Origin of the sequence: Polynucleobacter sp. CS-Odin-A6, assembly GCF_018882095.1 — a bacterium.
Taxonomy (GTDB): Bacteria; Pseudomonadota; Gammaproteobacteria; order Burkholderiales; family Burkholderiaceae; genus Polynucleobacter.
The window spans coordinates 793,817-810,860 of record NZ_JACVPD010000001.1; the positions used below are offsets into that span (position 1 = coordinate 793,817).

The 17,044-nt window shown below is 46.1% G+C and carries 20 protein-coding genes; 9 read left to right on the forward strand and 11 right to left on the reverse strand.

The genetic code is table 11. The annotated features are described in order from the left end of the window. Positions 1-42: 42 nt before the first annotated feature. Positions 43-885: a tripartite tricarboxylate transporter substrate binding protein gene (locus ICN15_RS04060; RefSeq protein WP_216201353.1), complete on the forward strand. Its 843-nt coding sequence runs from the start codon at positions 43-45 to the stop codon at positions 883-885. Between the two features lie 54 nt (positions 886-939). Continuing rightward, positions 940-2,088, forward strand: a complete 1,149-nt coding sequence (locus ICN15_RS04065) for an aminotransferase class V-fold PLP-dependent enzyme (RefSeq protein ID WP_216201354.1) — start codon at positions 940-942, stop codon at positions 2,086-2,088. A gap of 58 nt (positions 2,089-2,146) precedes the next feature. Here ICN15_RS04065 and ICN15_RS04070 read toward each other — a convergent pair whose 3' ends face one another. The 4 genes from ICN15_RS04070 to ICN15_RS04085 all read right to left on the reverse strand — a co-directional run bounded on the left by ICN15_RS04070 (position 2,147) and on the right by ICN15_RS04085 (position 5,186). Next, positions 2,147-3,127 (reverse strand): DMT family transporter, encoded by a 981-nt coding sequence (locus ICN15_RS04070; protein ID WP_216201355.1) that lies wholly within the window; start codon positions 3,125-3,127, stop codon positions 2,147-2,149. A 6-nt stretch (positions 3,128-3,133) separates the two neighbouring features. Next, the gene (locus tag ICN15_RS04075; RefSeq protein ID WP_216201356.1) at positions 3,134-4,015 is read right to left on the reverse strand and encodes an NAD(P)H-hydrate dehydratase; all 882 of its coding nucleotides are present in this window, start codon (positions 4,013-4,015) and stop codon (positions 3,134-3,136) included. A gap of 79 nt (positions 4,016-4,094) precedes the next feature. Beyond that, positions 4,095-4,901, reverse strand: a complete 807-nt coding sequence (locus tag ICN15_RS04080) for an ABC transporter substrate-binding protein (protein WP_216201357.1) — start codon at positions 4,899-4,901, stop codon at positions 4,095-4,097. A gap of 66 nt (positions 4,902-4,967) precedes the next feature. Next, positions 4,968-5,186 carry a hypothetical protein gene (locus ICN15_RS04085; protein ID WP_216201358.1) on the reverse strand — a complete coding sequence of 73 codons (219 nt, stop codon included), beginning with the start codon at positions 5,184-5,186 and terminating at the stop codon, positions 4,968-4,970. 156 nt (positions 5,187-5,342) lie between these two features. Between ICN15_RS04085 and ICN15_RS04090 the strand changes: the two genes are divergently transcribed. The 5 genes from ICN15_RS04090 to ICN15_RS04110 all read left to right on the forward strand — a co-directional run bounded on the left by ICN15_RS04090 (position 5,343) and on the right by ICN15_RS04110 (position 9,667). Continuing rightward, the gene (locus ICN15_RS04090) at positions 5,343-6,200 is read left to right on the forward strand and encodes an LOG family protein (RefSeq protein ID WP_216201359.1); all 858 of its coding nucleotides are present in this window, start codon (positions 5,343-5,345) and stop codon (positions 6,198-6,200) included. A gap of 41 nt (positions 6,201-6,241) precedes the next feature. After that, positions 6,242-6,757, forward strand: a complete 516-nt coding sequence (locus ICN15_RS04095; RefSeq protein ID WP_216201360.1) for an ion channel — start codon at positions 6,242-6,244, stop codon at positions 6,755-6,757. A gap of 2 nt (positions 6,758-6,759) precedes the next feature. Next, positions 6,760-7,980 carry an aminoacetone oxidase family FAD-binding enzyme gene (locus ICN15_RS04100; RefSeq protein WP_216201361.1) on the forward strand — a complete coding sequence of 407 codons (1,221 nt, stop codon included), beginning with the start codon at positions 6,760-6,762 and terminating at the stop codon, positions 7,978-7,980. Positions 7,981-8,012: 32 nt separating this feature from the next. Beyond that, the gene (locus ICN15_RS04105) at positions 8,013-8,990 is read left to right on the forward strand and encodes a tripartite tricarboxylate transporter substrate binding protein (RefSeq protein WP_216201538.1); all 978 of its coding nucleotides are present in this window, start codon (positions 8,013-8,015) and stop codon (positions 8,988-8,990) included. A gap of 149 nt (positions 8,991-9,139) precedes the next feature. Then, positions 9,140-9,667, forward strand: coding sequence for a phasin family protein (locus tag ICN15_RS04110; protein ID WP_216201362.1), 528 nt, complete (start codon positions 9,140-9,142; stop codon positions 9,665-9,667). Positions 9,668-9,755: 88 nt separating this feature from the next. On the opposite strand, the gene ICN15_RS04115 is transcribed toward ICN15_RS04110, so the two are convergent. From ICN15_RS04115 to ICN15_RS04130, 4 genes are read right to left on the reverse strand one after another with little or no spacing between them, the layout of a single operon-like run. After that, entirely contained in the window at positions 9,756-9,992 is a 237-nt protein-coding gene (locus tag ICN15_RS04115; protein ID WP_216201363.1) for a TIGR02450 family Trp-rich protein, read from the reverse strand. Next, a complete protein-coding gene (locus ICN15_RS04120; RefSeq protein WP_216201364.1) occupies positions 9,982-10,272 on the reverse strand; it encodes a hypothetical protein in 291 nt (96 codons plus the stop codon). Before ICN15_RS04120 ends, ICN15_RS04115 begins: the two co-directional genes overlap by 11 nt. A gap of 22 nt (positions 10,273-10,294) precedes the next feature. Then, positions 10,295-11,878 (reverse strand): rhodanese homology domain-containing protein, encoded by a 1,584-nt coding sequence (locus ICN15_RS04125; protein ID WP_216201365.1) that lies wholly within the window; start codon positions 11,876-11,878, stop codon positions 10,295-10,297. Between the two features lie 39 nt (positions 11,879-11,917). Further along, entirely contained in the window at positions 11,918-12,895 is a 978-nt protein-coding gene (locus ICN15_RS04130) for a tripartite tricarboxylate transporter substrate binding protein (protein ID WP_216201366.1), read from the reverse strand. A gap of 159 nt (positions 12,896-13,054) precedes the next feature. Between ICN15_RS04130 and ICN15_RS04135 the strand changes: the two genes are divergently transcribed. Then, on the forward strand, positions 13,055-13,243 hold the full coding sequence (locus ICN15_RS04135) for a hypothetical protein (RefSeq protein ID WP_216201367.1): 189 nt from the start codon (positions 13,055-13,057) through the stop codon (positions 13,241-13,243). Between the two features lie 53 nt (positions 13,244-13,296). On the opposite strand, the gene ICN15_RS04140 is transcribed toward ICN15_RS04135, so the two are convergent. Further along, the gene (locus ICN15_RS04140) at positions 13,297-13,590 is read right to left on the reverse strand and encodes a DUF1330 domain-containing protein (protein WP_216201368.1); all 294 of its coding nucleotides are present in this window, start codon (positions 13,588-13,590) and stop codon (positions 13,297-13,299) included. A gap of 103 nt (positions 13,591-13,693) precedes the next feature. Between ICN15_RS04140 and mmsB the strand changes: the two genes are divergently transcribed. Beyond that, complete coding sequence (gene mmsB / locus ICN15_RS04145; protein ID WP_216201369.1) at positions 13,694-14,587, forward strand: 3-hydroxyisobutyrate dehydrogenase; 894 nt, start codon at positions 13,694-13,696, stop codon at positions 14,585-14,587. Here mmsB and selD read toward each other — a convergent pair. Then, positions 14,584-15,663, reverse strand: coding sequence for a selenide, water dikinase SelD (gene selD, locus ICN15_RS04150; RefSeq protein WP_216201370.1), 1,080 nt, complete (start codon positions 15,661-15,663; stop codon positions 14,584-14,586). The two genes, mmsB and selD, sit on opposite strands and share 4 nt — an antisense overlap. Positions 15,664-15,674: 11 nt before the next feature. Then, complete coding sequence (locus ICN15_RS04155; RefSeq protein ID WP_216201371.1) at positions 15,675-16,964, reverse strand: DEAD/DEAH box helicase; 1,290 nt, start codon at positions 16,962-16,964, stop codon at positions 15,675-15,677. Between the last annotated feature and the right edge of the window lie 80 nt (positions 16,965-17,044).

A 17,044-nucleotide genomic window follows, 5' to 3' on the forward strand; every position in this document is an offset into this window, starting at 1 on the left:
GCTCAGGTTGCTAATAGCTTCCCCTCAAAATCTATCAGAATAGTGGTCCCTTTTCCTCCTGGTGGAGGGGCGGATACATTAATTCGTTTATTGACTCCCTCGATGCTTGAGTTATGGAAGCAATCTTTGGTAATTGAGAATCGGCCTGGAGCAAGTGGATCGATTGGTGCAGAGCTAGTTGCCCAATCTCCTGCAGATGGCTACACCTTATTAATGGGATCTACTGCCGCTATTACTGATAAAAATATCTCATCATTTGTGCCGGTTGCTTTGGTCTCCGCTTCACCCTATCTTGTTACAGCAAGCCCAAGCTTAAATGTGAGCTCTATACGCGGCTTAATTGCTTATGCGAAAGCAAATCCCGGAAAAATTCGTTTCGGCTCCTCTGGTTCTGGCTCAGCCTCCCATTTAGCTGGCGAATTATTTGCATCCATGGCGGGTATTGATTTGCTCCATGTTCCTTACAAGGGGACTGGTCAAGCACTGACAGATTTAATGGCAGGTCATATTGATCTCATGTTTGCGCCTGCTCAAACTGTTATGCCTCAAATTGAAACCGGAAAATTATTGGCATTAGCGCAAACTGGATTAAAGCGCTCAGAAGCTTTGCCAAGCATCCCTACTGTTTCAGATTCTGGGCTATTGGGTTACAACGCAGTTGGTTGGTTTGGCTTGTTTGTGCCTGCTGGAACCCCTAAGCCTATCGTCCAAAAGCTCAATCAGGGTGTCATAGCCGCTCTAAGTCAGGAAAAAAACCGTAAGGCCATGATTGAGCGGGGAAGCGAACCTGCAAGTGGAAGTTCTGAGGATTTTGCGGCTTTTCTGCGTTTAGACCAAGCAAAGTGGGCTAAATTAATTAAAGAAAATCGAGTTGCAGTGCAATAAAACCCTAAATCAGTATCATTTAGGACTAATCACACGATTTTCTAGGAAATTACTATGCCAGGCTTACTTCCACACGTTGATCCAGACGGTCTCATGGAGTTCTCGGTTGTTTATACCGATCGCTCACTCAATCACATGTCTGAAGAGTTCAAAAAAGTAATCGTCGATATTTCCAGCGTACTCAAAGATGCCTACAACGCGAGCTCCGCAGTGATCGTTCCTGGTAGCGGTACTTATGGCATGGAGGCGGTAGCCCGTCAATTTGCTAATAATGAAAAGTGCCTGGTATTACGCAACGGCTACTTTAGTTATCGCTGGACTCAGATTTTTGATTTAGCCAATATTACACAGGACATCACCGTACTCAAAGGCCGGCAGTTGGAAGATTCAGTGCAAGGTGTTTTTGCCCCAGCACCGATCGAAGAGGTATTAGCCTTCATCAAGCAAGAAAAGCCAGCAGTGGTTTTTGCTCCGCACGTAGAAACCTCTGCTGGTATTATTTTGCCGGACGGCTATCTCAAGGCAGTAGGTGAGGCAGTTCGTTCAGTCAATGGCTTGTTTGTGCTCGATTGCATTGCCTCTGGCGCAATGTGGGTAGATATGAAGGCGTGTAATGTCGATGTCCTTATTACTGCGCCACAAAAAGGGTGGAGTAGTTCACCTTGTTGCGCTATGGTTGCCATGGGTGATAGAGCGCGGGAGCGTATTGAATCTACTCAAAGTAGTAGCTTCTCTATAGATCTTAAGAAGTGGCTCCAAATTATGGAAACCTACGAAAAGGGTGGCCACGTTTACCACACGACGATGCCTACTGATGCCCTTAAAGTTTTGCGCAATGTCATGCAAGAAACCCAAACGTTAGGCTTTGCAGCGCTCAAAGAAAGACAGCAGGAATTGGGTGCTAAGGTTCGCGCCTTGCTCGAGTCCCATGGCTATCACTCGGTTGCTGCGAAAGGCTTTCAGTCTCCAGGTGTCGTAGTGAGCTATACCAAGGATCCTGAGATTCAGTCGGGCAAGAAGTTTATCGCTTTAGGCTTGCAAACAGCTGCTGGTGTCCCTTTACAATGCGATGAGCGTCCAGACTATCGCACATTCCGGATTGGTTTATTTGGCCTCGAAAAGTTGGCTAATATTGATCGCACTGTAGATTATCTTGAGGCAGCACTAGAGAAAATTACTGAGACTGAGGCGCAGCCCGCTTAAGTTGCAGTAGTAAAGCTTCCGCTTAAAATTCGGCCTCGCTTTCAAGCTTCTGAGTTTATTAATTCAAGGGACTGCTTGCCTCAAGATCTTTGGATTTTGAGGCTACAGATTCTTTAGATTCCTTTGGCGCATCATTTCGCACCAGCAGCCACATCGCTCCGATCACCAAACCCATGCCGCCAATCTGAATCCAAGTAATGGGTTCAGATAAGACGATCCAACCCATCAGTAATGTTGAGATCGGTCCCAGAATGCCAGCTTGGGCAACGAGTGGCGAACCAATGCGATTGATAGCAACCATGATGAGCAGCATTGGAATAACAGTACATAAACTTGCATTAAGCAAGCTCAGCCAATAGATTTGCTGTACCTGAACAAAAACAGCCGCAGGATCGTAAATCAGAATTTGAATCACACTGAGTAGTGCAGATGCAGAGCTGGCATACACCACCAACCGAACGCTACCCACTCTTTTCACCATTTCACCGGAGCCAATCATGTAGACGGCATACGAGCACGCGCTAGCAAAGACGAGCAACATACCAAGTAATGCCATCGAACCAGTTGAACTAGCATCCTGAATAAATACCACGATTACACCTAAATAGCCCACAAGCAATGCGTACCATTGCAGGCGACTAATGGCTTTTTTTAAAACAAAATAGGAGATCAGCAATACGATGGTTGGAGTGAGGTAAAGCACAATTCTCTCGAGCCCAACGGATATATATTGGAGACCTAAAAAATCTAGGTAGCTGGAAAAGAAGTAACCCATAAATCCTAAGGCAAATATCTTCACTTGATCTAAGCGCGTGAGTGGACTCATGGGTTTTTTGCGGGCTTGCCACCAATAAATCGCCCAAAAAAGAGGGAGCGCCATCAGCATTCGTAAAGCAATGAGGGTTTCAGCATTGGCACCATAGGTAAAGGCGAGTTTGACCAGAATGGCTTTTCCGGAAAACAGCACGGAGCCTAGGGCGGCCATTAAGAGACCGTATACGTAATGGCGCTGAATCAGAATTCGTCGATCTACTTGCATAGGGATTTATAACAGTTTATTGAGCAGACTACGCATCTCAAAAATGACCTCTGTTGGAGTGAGTCCAATCGGGCCAACCTGTTTGGCAACAAGACTGTCGGCTGCACTGGCATGAAGTTGTACTCCAATGCAGCTAGCCTCCCACAGATCGAGGTGATGGCGGATACCTTGAACGGCAATGGCGGCAATGCTGCCAGTCAAGACATCACCCATTCCACCAACAGCCATACCTGGGTTACCTTGATCACATTGCACTACGGCATGAGTCGGCGAAGCGATCAGCGTATGCTGACCCTTGAGCACCACAATCGAATCAGTCATTTTTACCAGGCTGGATAAAGCAGCGATACGATTTTCTTGGACGACTGCTGCAGAGGTATTCAGTAGGTGTGCAGCTTCTCCAGGATGTGGAGTAATCACGCTCATATTTGGGAATGCTTGATTACGTTGCTTTAGAAGTTGAAGTAATTCGTGGGTATCGGCTATCAAGTTCAGCGCATCTGCATCAATCACTATTGGCACTTTGGGGTAATGGAGTGCTGCTAATAGCCATTCTCTAGCGAGAGCAGAAAAACCTAAGCCAGGGCCAATTGCAATTAAATCTGGTTTAGTCACTGCCAATTGCTCTTGAGCATTAAAGCTAGCTAAGCGCACCATCAGTTCGGCTTGCTCAGTTACAGCATGAGCGGCAGTGGGATCGAGCATCTCTAAAATCGTCCAGCCAGCACCAAGATGAAGAGCGGCACTGCCCGAAAGGATGAGGGCGCCAGACATCCCAGGCGCTCCACCAATGAGCAAGACCTTACCTGCACTTCCTTTATGCTCAGCAGGATCTCGCTTCAGACGGGGAATTAACTCCAGTGCTTGTAATGGGGTTGGAGCGGTCATGCCAACAGTATCGCTCTAATTCAAGGAAAGATGTCCTAGTAAGGCGAGATCTATTGACTTAATGAAGGTCCATCAGAATTTACTCGGCTACCTTGGCTCCCTCAATGCCGTGGCGTTTCATCGCCTGCGCAATAAATCCAGAAGCCTTGAGTTCGGTGATGATTCCACTTAAGTAAGCAGTAGTTTTGTCTACTTCAGGGCGTGTTTTAGATATTCCGATGGCTTGATTGATTACCATAAAGCATCCTGGAAGTAGGCGAAGATCGGCATAGCGTTTTATATCCGCCTCTAATTGCTGCCTCACTCCTGCAGCTACATTTCCCTTGCCGCTCACAAAGTCATCTACGACCGATTGCGAGTTAGCGGCACGAAGTAGAGCGGCATTTTTTATTTCACGTGTGAGATAGAGGTCATAGGCACTCCCTTTGCCGACCACGATTTCATTTCCGTCTACATCAACCTCTGCATTATTCTTTAAGGGGGAAGATGCTTTCACTAGATAAGCCCCTTCGATCTGAATATAAGGCGGGGTATAGCTGGTATCAGCACCACGAACAGGATCGATGGCAACAAAAATCAGATCAAGCTGATTGGCTTTAAGGGCCTCTACAGTAGCGCTAGCACTTTGATAGGAGATGAGTTCAATGGGTAGCTTAGATTGAATGCTAATTTCTCGAGCGATATCAATCGATATTCCCTTGGGTTGTGGTTCACTTTTATCAATTGAGCCGGCTAATACTGGGTTGCCGATATTAATTCCAACGCGCAGTGTACCGGTTGGTGCAAAGGATTTCATCATAGCTACATCACTGTGGTTGGTGATATTTGGACTAGCAAATATCCATTGAGAAATACAAATCAATCCAATGCCAAGGTAATTTTTCATATGTTTGATTTAGTCGAGCTATAAAAAAACCGCGGCGGACCGCGGTTTCGCTTTCTCCAGAGGAGATTATTTCTTAGCCTCAGTTGCTGGAGCTGCTGCTGGTGCCGGAGGGGTAGTTGGAGCCATCGGAGCTGCGGTAGCATTTTTCTTCGCATCATCGACATGAACTGCATCGGCACCATGCTTCTCACCGCCCATATCAATATCGCCATCGCCCTTAATTAATAAATAGGCTGTGGCACCAATTAACACTAGTACCATAATGATGATTGAACGATTACTCATTGCTTTTCCTTCGATTTGATTGATATTCTCTTATATTAACTCCTAGTAGGCAGACGGTAAATCCGAATAAGCCCTAGGCGTCAAATTAATGCAATATTCTAGGTAGTACTACTAATTTGGCTAAAGATCAGCCGTCATTTTTTTAAAGATTGTGACATGAGCCCTAAGTTACCCGTAAACAACTCGCAAACAATCACTGATTTTCTGAATCTTCAAAAGAGTCAGCTTGCAGAAGACACTTCTGAAGACTCCTATAAATTTGCCTTTGATGATCAAGCTTTTTTAGCTCGCCGAGAAACACTAGGACTGCGCTTTCAATTGGAATTACTAAAGCCAGAGATTTTGCTGGGTGAACATGGGGTGGATCACACCATTACGGTATTTGGCTCGACCCGTTTTGTTAGCAGTCAAACAGCCCGGGAGATGGAAAGTAATGCAAGGACACCGGAGGAGATTGCGGAGGCCAAAAACGCATTACTGCACTGCCAGTATTACGATTCAGCAAGGCAGTTCGGTTCAATCGTCGCTGCCTATAACGCCAGGCAATCTAAAATCCAAGATAAGTTGTATATCGCAACAGGTGGTGGTCCCGGCATTATGGAGGCCGCTAATCGTGGGGCTTTTGAGGCTGGCGATAAGACGATTGGTTTTAATATTAGCCTCCCAAGGGAGCAGCAACCCAATGCCTACATTACGCCGGGTTTAAGTTTTCGCTTCCATTATTTTGTCATTCGTAAAATGCATTTCATGCTGAGGGCTAGAGCCATTGTGGCCTACCCAGGCGGATTTGGCTCGATTGATGAGCTCTTTGAAGTGTTGACCTTAATGCAGACGAAAAAGGCGGAGCGCTTCCCGATCATCCTTGTGGGAAAGGGCTTTTGGCAAGAAGTAATCAATTTCAATCAAATGCTTGCTCATGGCGTGATCGATCAGACCGATATGGAATTAATGCATTTCGTAGAGAATGCAGAAGAAGCCTGGGAAGTCATACGGAACTGGTATCAATTAGCTTAAGGGTACCCCTAGTAGGCCTGTAAAATACTCACCAAGACATTATGACTATTCCAAATACCTTGATCCTCACCACTGAATTAGATTTGCCAGCCTATGTATTTGGTATCGCGATGCTCCTGATCGTGATGTTGATTCATGGACTTGTTTTGCTCCAAATTGCTAAGCGCTATGAGGTGAAGTCATTCCTTTATCTATCGGAACATAAATACTCTGCTGTAGCCTTAGTGTTTTACTTCAGTGTCATGTGCCTCTTTCTACTCCATATCTTTGAAATCATTCTCTGGGGTATTGCCCTATGGCTATTTAAACTTCTGCCCAACTTAGGAGATAGTATTTTATTTAGCGGCAGCACCTATACAGCAATGGGCTTCATGGAAGATGTGCTGCCAAGTGGCTGGAAGATGCTCGCTATCATCATCGCTTTTTCAGGAATGTTTGCTTTTGCTTGGACGGCATCGGTCATGATCTCAATGACAAAAAACTTCCGTCAAGCCTACACCCGTTCGCATATGCAAAAACTCAAATTGCCGCCTGAAGTTATTGAGCGCTTCAAGTAAGCATGAGTAAAGCTTGGGATGCAATTGTTATTGGCGGCGGGGCGGCGGGACTTTTTTGCGCTGGTATTGCTGGCCAATTGGGTAAAAAAGTATTAGTGCTGGATCACGCAGATGTCTTATGTGAAAAAATTCGGATTAGTGGGGGTGGTCGATGTAACTTCACTAACTTACACAGCAGTCCAGCTAATTTTCTTTCTCTTAATTCTCATTTTGTTAAAAGCGCCTTAGCCCGCTATCCCTCAATTGAATTTATTAAGCTGGTTCAGTCTTATCGCATTGCGTATCACGAGAAACATCAAGGACAGTTATTTTGCGATGATTCTGCCAAGCAAATTATCGAGATGCTGCTTGAGGAGTGCGCTAAGGGGAAAGTCGTGATTCGCCATCCAGTAACTGTGCAGTCAGTTTCTAATGTAGCGGGGGAGTGGATTGTTCAAACCAATGCGGGATTAGAGTGCTCAAGATCGCTAGTAATGGCAACAGGCGGTTTACCAGTTCCTGCAATTGGTGCAACCGCCTACTCATTGGATATTGCCAAGCAATTTGGTTTAAAGGTGATAGATCCCCGTCCTGCACTAGTACCGCTCTCATTTACTTCAGGAGAGTTTGACAATCTGACTGAATTATCTGGCCTCAGTTTGCCGGTGCGGATTGCTTCCGGATCAAAAGGCAATCGTTATGGTGCTAGTCGTTTTAATGAGGACCTGCTGCTAACGCACAAAGGCTTATCGGGGCCAGCAGTGTTACAGGCCAGTAGTTACTGGGCTGAGGGAGAGGCTATTCATATTGATTGGTTAGGTGCAGTGGAAGCCAATGGACGGTTTAATTGCGATGAACTGTTTAATAACGAAGATAACCGCCTGAAGTTGACTGAGAATATCTTGTCCTCAGTCATGCCTTTACGACTGGCAAAAGCCTTTGCTGAACAAAAAAACCTATTAGGAAAAAAATGGGCTGAGGTTTCTAAAAAAGATCGACATGCCCTGAAAGAGCTGATCACGAATTGGTCAGTGAAACCTGCTGGAACGCTAGGCTGGAAAAAAGCAGAAGTGATGTTGGGCGGTGTAGACACCAAGGAGCTCGATGGCCAAACCATGATGGCCCGCAATCATCCCGGCCTCTATTTTATTGGTGAGTGTGTTGATGTCACCGGACACCTAGGAGGCCATAATTTCCAGTGGGCCTGGGCCAGTGGCTTTGTTTGTGCTCAAGCACTTAATTAAATCGTATTTTCGAATCATTCCTCTGATCCATGATGAATAGAATCTTCCGTATTACCAGCCAGTTCACCATAATCTTTTTGAGTTTAGGCTTATGTTTTGGTGTACAAGCTGCCTACCCGGAAAAGCCGATTAAAGTCATCATTGGCTTTCCTGCGGGAGGTCCACTAGATGCGCATATGCGATTATTAGTTGAAAAACTCCAAGCGACTTTAGGTCAAACAATCATTATTGATTACAAGGCAGGTGCGGGTGGAACGGTAGGCGCTCAGTATGTGGCTCAATCTCCTGCCGATGGATATACCTTGCTTTTAGCCAATACTGGAACGATGGTGATTAATCCTGCTGTGTACACAAAAACGTCTTACGACACGCTGAAAGAATTTCAAGCGATTGCAAGAACAGCTCAGCAGCCTTTGGCGTTAATAGTGAATAAAGATGTGCCTGCTCAGACTTTAAAAGAGTTTGTAGCTTATGCAAGAGCTAATCCAGGTAAATTGAATTACGGATCTGCTGGTAATGGAGGTATCTCACACCTTGTGCCAGAAATGCTGAAAAATGAGACTGGGATTTTTATGGTGCATATTCCCTTCAAGGGAAGCGCTCCAGCTTTTACAGATTTGATTGCGGGTCATGTTCAATTCATGGCCGAATCTGTTCCTCAGGCTGCTAACTATGCAAAATCTGGGAAGGTGCGGGCTTTAGCTGTTACGAGCGCAAAGCGTAATCCTGCACTCCCCAATACTCCAACAGTCATTGAGACTGGTGTTGCAAACTTAGAAGTAGTTGGCTTTTACGGCATCCTCGCCCCCAAGGGCACTCCACCTGATGTTGTTAGCAAACTGAATCAAGCTTTTAAGGAGACCCTAGAATCCCCGGAGATTCAGAAGAAAATGCTTGAGCAGGGCGCTGACCCAGCTTATCTCAATGCAGATCAATTTACAAAATTTCTGACTGGAGAAATGCCTCGCTGGGCCAAGGCAGTAAAGCAGGCTGGCGCAAAGCTAGATTAGCTCAGCTCAGAACAGATTGTCCTAACTCCCCAAGACTGAATTTGCTTATGAATAATGTAGGGGAATTGGCAAGCCCTGAATTTGGGTATAAAGTAGAAGCGTCAGTTTGTTCATGCATGAAAACGTATTTAACTTAGGGGGGAAATCGAATGGATCCGAAAGAGATACAAGCTTGGCAGCAAGAAAAGGCGAAAGAGTTATTTGACTATTCTCAAAAATTATTGGATGCCGCTAAAGATCTGAGTGAACACCATCTGGCTGAAATTCAGTGGGGTATGAAAAATGCGATGGAGACAGCTAAATCTGTAGCCAAAAATGATCTGGCTAAGCTTAAGGAATTACAAGCATCAGCTACCAAAGAGGCTGCAAAACGCACGACCCTCTATCAGAAGAAAGTACAGTCTGTTCTGAAAGAGATCGGCGATGACGCAGCTGATGGCACAGAAAAGCATCTAGAAAAGGTTCGTAGCTCCATGGTGAACTGGCTAGAGGATGCTGAAAGCAAAATGCCAGGCCATGCTGATAAGTTATCTAAGGTAGTGCATGAGATGTCTACAGCGGGTCAAAAAATGTTTAAAGAAGGCCGCAAAATTGTGAATCAAGTTGCGGAAACTGTAGAAAAAAATATTGAAGAGCACCTCAGAAAATCTGCTGACACCAAGAAGGATAGTAAGTAAGCGTTCCAAGCGTTCGAAATGTCCGCAAGGTTCGAGTTATTCATTTCCTTACAAAGAGCCGCCTAAGCTTTATCGATAGGCGGCTTTTTTATACCCAGCCCTGTAGCCAGATTTCAGCATTCTTTAACTCGCGCCAAGGAATGGTTCTGATCTGTTGATCAAAGACCGCTTCGAGTTCTACAAACTCAATAGCGCCATCGGGTAATTCCGGAAGAATGACCTTGCTCACTAAAAAGTGTTTCCGCTTGTGAGTGGGTTGCACTGCAGTCCATTTACTCAGTAGCAGTTTCTTTGGATTGAGGGGGTTTTGTTCTTTAGAGGGCATTGCACTGAAATTCTTTGCCGTTGCTAACGAGCTTACCAGAGTCAGTCGTGAAGACATGACTAGCATCTTGGATTCGAACAGTGCACTTCGCATCAAAATAGCTCTGAGGACCCAAACTACCGCAGTAATCATATTGTCGATCCTGAAACTGCATCACCGCTTTTTTGAGAACCATCGTGAATTTTGAATCAGGACTATTGCTACATGACCAAGTAGTGTAGTCTTGTCCACAACCTATGAGTCCACAAGACAAGATCAAGCAAGTTATTACTTTGTTCATATTGTTTTAGGCGTCCGCGATGCTATAGCACCCAAAAGTGGTGAGTACCATCCTTACCCAGTTGCTCTACCAGACCAAATTCCCAATCCAGATAGGCCTGCATGGCAGCAGGATCTACGCTAGTACCCTCATAAGGGCGTTTGTAACGATCCAGTGGAGGGGAAGCTAAATGGGTGGCACCTTTTTCTAAGGGAAGATCTGCTTTAGTCCAGGCTGCATTACCACCTGATAAAACGACTATCTCTGCTTTCGTCAGTGCTTGGATTTCTTTTGCGGCAAATAGGGCTAGTTCACCTGTGGTGCTAGTAAGGACATAGCGATCCGCTTTGGGTAGTATCTGCAAAGCATTAGCAAATTGCGATCGAAGGGCAAACCAGCTTCCTGGGATATGCCCTTTTACATAATTCGCATGGGTACTTAAGTCAACAAAGATCGTACCGCTATCATTCTTCAACCATATTGCAGCAGTAACAGCATCTACTGTTGGAATTTTAGGGGTTGATGGAAGGGGTGGTTTCCATAATCCTTTTTCCGTCAGATCTGCTGCCTTGACATCATCAATGACATAAACATCCCAGGCCATTTGGGCGAGCCATGATGCGGGCATGTTTGCCCTAACGCCGCCTGGATCAGACAAGACGATACGTGCGCCACGAACGGGAGCAACCATCTCCGTTTCTTGAACCAGTTGACCGCCTGGGGTTGAGCGAAAACCTGGTAAATGACCTGCTTCATATTCTTCTGGGGTTCTGGGGTCAAAGAAGTAGGTTGTCCGATCGGTCTGGGTTTTCCATTGCTCAATATCCGCAAGACTGACGCGCTGCACTCCCGCTTTATTGGCAACATTGCGGGCTCGTTCGGCTGCTTCGCTGGCAGTGCTGTCACTGACTTCTTTAAATTTTCGGCTTTGGCCCTGATCGAGCTTTTGGCCAGCTAAGGTCCAGCCAATGGTGCCGTTGCGTAATGCATTCACTTCATTGGGGATGCCGGCATTAATTAAGGACTGAGTGCCGATGATGCTGCGGGTTCTCCCAGCGCAATTCACAATGACTTTAGTCTTTGGATTAGGGGCAATCTCCGGTAAACGTAAAACCAGTTCAGCCCCTGGCACGCTGATGCCAGTTGGGATGCTCATGGTTTGGTATTCCTCAAAACGGCGAACATCCACCACCACCACATCTTCATGGTTATCGATGAGTTGCTTTACTTCCTGGGCGGATAGGGAGGGCGTATGTCTTTTGGACTCCACAAATTCCCCAAAAGATTTGCTAGGCACATTCACATCTTTAAAGACTTCGCCACCAGCCGCTTTCCATGCGGTAACGCCACCTTTTAAAACACTGACATCGAGGTAGCCAAGCGCAATCAGGCGTTGGGCAGCCAGTTGTGCATCACCTTCTCCATCATCTAGCGTAACAATCGGCACATCCTTTCTTGGAAGCTTGCTGAAGGCATCGACTTCAATACGCGATAGTGGCATATTTGCGGCAAATAAAGGATGCTCCTGAGCATGCGGATCTTCTTCGCGAACATCTAGTAAAGCAATCTCTTCTTTTTTAAGCAGTTTATTGCGGACAAATGCGTAGTCTTGATATTGAATCGACATGAATTCTTTTCTTAATGTTTGCTGTTATGATTTTGTGTATTAATCGAGCTTAGCGTTGGATTTTTTTACTACTTCGCCCCAACGAACAATCTCTTGATTAATGTAGGCTGCCAATTCTGGGCGACTCATTTTGGGGACCGTGGCACCCATTGCTGTCCAACGCTCCTTGATATCAGGGGTGGCAAGGGCGATTTGAACTTCTGCACTCATCTTGTCAACGATCTCTTTTGGAGTGCCTTTGATAGCCCACATGGCATACCAGCTGTACACCACATAGTCCTTGATGCCGAGCTCTAGTGCAGTAGGAACATTGGGGAATGCCTCCACACGTTTTTGAGTTGTCACAGCCACGGCAATCAGTTGCCCACTTTTGATGAAGGGTGCTGCACCAGCCAAAGTGTCAAACATCATGTCTACTTGACCTGCTACTAAATCTTGTAAGGCGGGTCCAGTTCCGCGATAGGGGATATGGGTAATGAATAATTTGTTTTGCATCTTAAATAATTCACCCGTTAAATGCTGAGAGGTGCCATTCCCGGTTGATGCGTAGTTGTACTTTCCTGGGTGCTTGCGAATTTCTTGAATGATGGACTGCAGATCATTTTTAGGAAACTTAGTTGGGTTCACCACGATCACATGGGGGACACTGCCAATGATGGCCACTGGCTCAAAGTCTTTGGTAATGTCATAAGAGAGGTTGGTGTACATACTTGGCGCAATAGAGTGGTGAACTGCGCCAAGAAGCCAGGTATAGCCATCAGGAGCCATTTTTGCGGCTACTGCTGCCCCAACAGTACCCCCGGCACCACCTTTGTTATCGACAATGATTGAGGTTCCCAATTGTGTTCCCAATTGCTTTGCTAATGGGCGTCCAAAGGCATCGACTGCCCCTCCTGGCGGGAAGGGGTTAATAAAGGTGATGGGTTTATTTGGGGTGGGCCAATTGCTGGCTTGGGCAAAGACCTGCAGGCTGGCGAGGGCGCAAGCCAATAAAACAAGACAATTTCTGATTTTCATGAGGGTCTCCGTCGATTTCTGATCGTTTGAGCTATTTTGGAGGATTTGCAGAATCTAAGAGTTATCCCTGATACTACCCCCGAAATTCTCTAGTTTTTATGGGGATATACTCATTCTGAGTTTAGTACTCATACATTGATCAGAAATTTAGGAGACTCCATGTCACAACACGAAACATTGTTGGCTGCTTTTGAAAATTACAAAGCTGAAAACGAAAAGTTTATTGAAAAAGGTGTTAAGGCATCTGCTGCACGTGCGCGTAAGGCTTTGCAAGAAATTGCTGGTGCATGCAAAGAGCGCCGCAAAGAAATTACTGCCACTAAAGAGGCGATGGAAGCCAAGAAGTAATTCTTCTTGCTCTACAGATAAGCCTAGCTTCCAAAAGAAGCTGGGCTTTATTTTTAAGTGGTTGCGGAAAATAAAGTCAGCTTCATGGCTTTATTCCGAATGGGTAGCAAGCCCAGGTACTCTGGGCTAGTAGCCCATGCTTGTGAGTGCCCTAAGTCCGGAAACTCCAGCTCCACAAAGGCATTAAAGGATTTGCACTCCAGCTCATTCCAGAGGAATTGATTAAAAGCGCCTCGAGAGATAATATTTCCCTTATACAGCGCTACCGTATCTCCAACTTGACTGCGATATTCTTCAAAGGCCTCAAGATCATTTAGTTGAATCAGGCCGATTACTTTAATTGTCATGTTATCTCCCAGAAATTAATCTCGTTAGTTTATCTGTAGGTATACAAACTATAGGCAGGCTATAGTGAGGCATTAAAACTTCATCATCAAATGCGAGGTAGATATGAAAGTAGCATTTATCGGTTTAGGGAATATGGGCTTACCCATGGCCGTCAATTTAATGAAGGCAGGTCACGAGGTTCTGGGTTTTGACTTGGTGCAGACTCAGCTCGACGCTTTTAAAGCAGCGGGCGGCATCCCAAAACAGAGCGTATCAGAGACTGTCCATGATGCGGACGTCATCATCAGCATGCTGCCTGCATCTCGCCATGTGGAGGCCTTGTATTTGGGTGATTCTGGTTTGCTTGCTACGGCCAATCCCAAATCCCTGCTAATAGACTGCTCTACGATTTCTCCTAAGGTAGCCCAGGAAGTGGCTGCAACTGCCAAGTCTAAGGGCTTTGTCATGATGGATGCCCCCGTTTCTGGCGGGACTGCAGGAGCCCAAGCTGGCACCTTGACCTTTATGGTTGGTGGTGATGCTGCAGATCTTGAACGAGCTCGACCACTACTCGAGAAGATGGGGAAGAATATTTTTCATGCAGGTGCTAGTGGTAGCGGGCAGACAGTGAAGGTCTGCAACAACATGCTACTTGGCATACAGATGCTGGGGACGAGCGAGGCTTTGCGTTTAGGGATCGCCAATGGCATGGACCCCAAAGTTCTCTCAGACATTATGTCTAAGAGCTCAGGGCGAAATTGGGCTCTGGAGCTTTACAACCCTTGCCCTGGAGTCATGGAAAATGTGCCATCCTCAAAAGGGTATGTGGGTGGCTTTGGGGTCGATCTGATGTTGAAGGATTTAGGCCTGGCGACAGAAAATGCCCACGATCTAGAGGCGAGCGTCCCCTTGGGAGAATTATCACGAGCACTGTATGAGGCACACAGTAAAGCGGGTAATGGGCAGCTCGATTTTTCGAGCGTCTTTAACCTAAGTACAGGTCTAAAGCCAGATTAAAGCAATACGGTGACATACTGTGCTTGCTTGCTGGTCATTTGCCCAATGACACAAGCATCTAAGAATTGATGTTCTTTAAAGATAGCTAAAACATCATTCACAGCATCGGCACTGCAAGAGACTAGTAAGCCACCGCTCGTTTGAGGATCAGTTAACAAGGCTTGCTGAGCAGGGCTAAATTGCTCTGGTAGCAATACATCATTGCGATAACTTTCCCAGTTACGATCTGATGCGCCAGTAATGATGCCTTGTTCAGCTAGGTTCTGTACGTTGGAGAGTAGGGGAACTTGCTGCCAATCAATTTGCGCCGTGAGATGGGAGCCTCGCGCAAGTTCTAAAGTATGTCCAGCTAAGCCAAACCCAGTCACATCCGTGAGCGCATGCACGCCAGCGAGTTTTGCAAGTGCTGGGCCTGCAGTGTTTAGCTTGGTAGTGTTGGCAATCATCTCTTGATAGCCTTCAGCACTCAGGAGATCTTTCTTGAGGGCGGCAGACAAGATGCCTACGCCGAGGGGCTTACCTAAGATCAGAATATCACCAGCTTGTGCAGCTGCATTACTTTTGACGCGTTTAGGATCAACTATCCCAATCGCAACCAGGCCATAAATTGGTTCAACAGAATCAATAGTGTGACCACCCGCAATCGGAATGCCTGCTGCTCTACAAGCTTCAGCGCCACCTGCCAAAATGCGTGCAATCGTTTCATTAGATAAGACTTTAATGGGCATACCGACGAGGGCCAGCGCAAATAGCGGCGTGCCACCCATGGCATAAATATCGCTGATGGCGTTAGTAGCAGCAATCTTGCCAAAATCAAATGGATCATCCACGATCGGCATGAAAAAATCAGTAGTGGCAACAATCGCCTGCGAGTCATTGATCTGATACACGGCAGCATCATCAGATGTTTCAATACCAATAAGGAGTTCTTTGGGAAACGGAAGTTGTGGAACGCTTTTCAGAATCTCAGACAAAACACCGGGAGCAATTTTGCAGCCACAACCGCCGCCGTGGGACAAGGAGGTCAGACGGGGCTCTGAAGTAACAGAAGTGTTTAATGAGATATTCTGATTCATAGTAATGTGGGTTAGCGATTAAAAGTCCGCTTGGGAGGACTACTTCTTTTTGCTGCAGGCTTTCCACCACCACTATTGCCCCCGCCAGCAGTACGCGGTTTCCTAGATTGTTGATGTTGTTGGCTTCTCAATTGAATGGGTTGTGCCACTGCGTTTGGATCAGGTTCAAATCCAGCAATCACTTCCTGAGGTAATTTTTGCTTAATGAGTTTTTCAATATCTCTGAGCATTTGATGTTCATCTACGCACACTAAGGACACCGCTACACCGTTAGAACCTGCTCTTCCAGTACGACCAATGCGGTGAACATAGTCTTCGGAAACGTTCGGTAAGTCGTAATTGACTACATGGGGGAGTTGATCAATATCAATGCCGCGTGCAGCGATATCAGTCGCAACTAAGACGGTAATTTTTCCGTCTTTAAAATCCGCTAATGCTTTAGTACGTGCGCTTTGACTCTTGTTGCCATGAATCGCCATAGCAGTAATGCCATCTTTTTCTAGCTGAGTTACTAATTTATTAGCACCATGTTTAGTGCGAGTAAATACGAGTACTTGCTGCCACTGATTGCTTTTAATCAGATGCGCTAATAAAGGATGCTTCTGCGTTCTATCTACCGGGTGAATCAATTGAGCAATCGCTTCATTGGCGCTATTACTACGGGCGACTTCAATTAGCTCTGGAGAGTTCAGCAAGCCATCAGCCAAGGCCTTAATCTCTGTCGAGAAGGTTGCTGAAAAGAGCAAGTTCTGACGTTGCTTTGGCAATGCAGCCAAAATCTTTTTAATGTCACGTAAGAAACCCATATCCAACATGCGATCGGCTTCATCAAGCACGAGGATTTCAATATGGGCAAGAGAGACGCAGTTCTGTGACATTAAGTCTAGTAAGCGACCAGGCGTGGCTACTAAGATATCCAGTCCTGCGGCAATCGCCTTGATCTGTGGATTGGCGCCAACACCACCAAAAATCACAGCGGATTTGAGGCCGGTATATTTTCCGTAGGTGACGACGGATTCTTGAACTTGCGCTGCTAATTCACGGGTGGGCGTCAAAATTAATACCCGCAATTTTCTTTTGCCACCAGCGCTACCAGCTTGAGTGGTAGCGCTTAAGCGCTGCAGAATAGGCAAGGTAAAGCCAGCTGTTTTACCGGTACCTGTTTGGGCAGCGGCCAATAAGTCGCCTCCCTTTAACACTGCAGGGATGGATTTTGCTTGAATAGGGGTAGGGCTGGTATATCCCTCCTCGCTAATCGCGCGAAGAATGGATTCTGATAAACCAAGATCTGTAAATAACATAGGGGCCAAATAAATATTGGCCCGTATTCAATTAAACGACTATCCCGGCCAATGGGGTGAGCTGCCACACTTACAGTGTT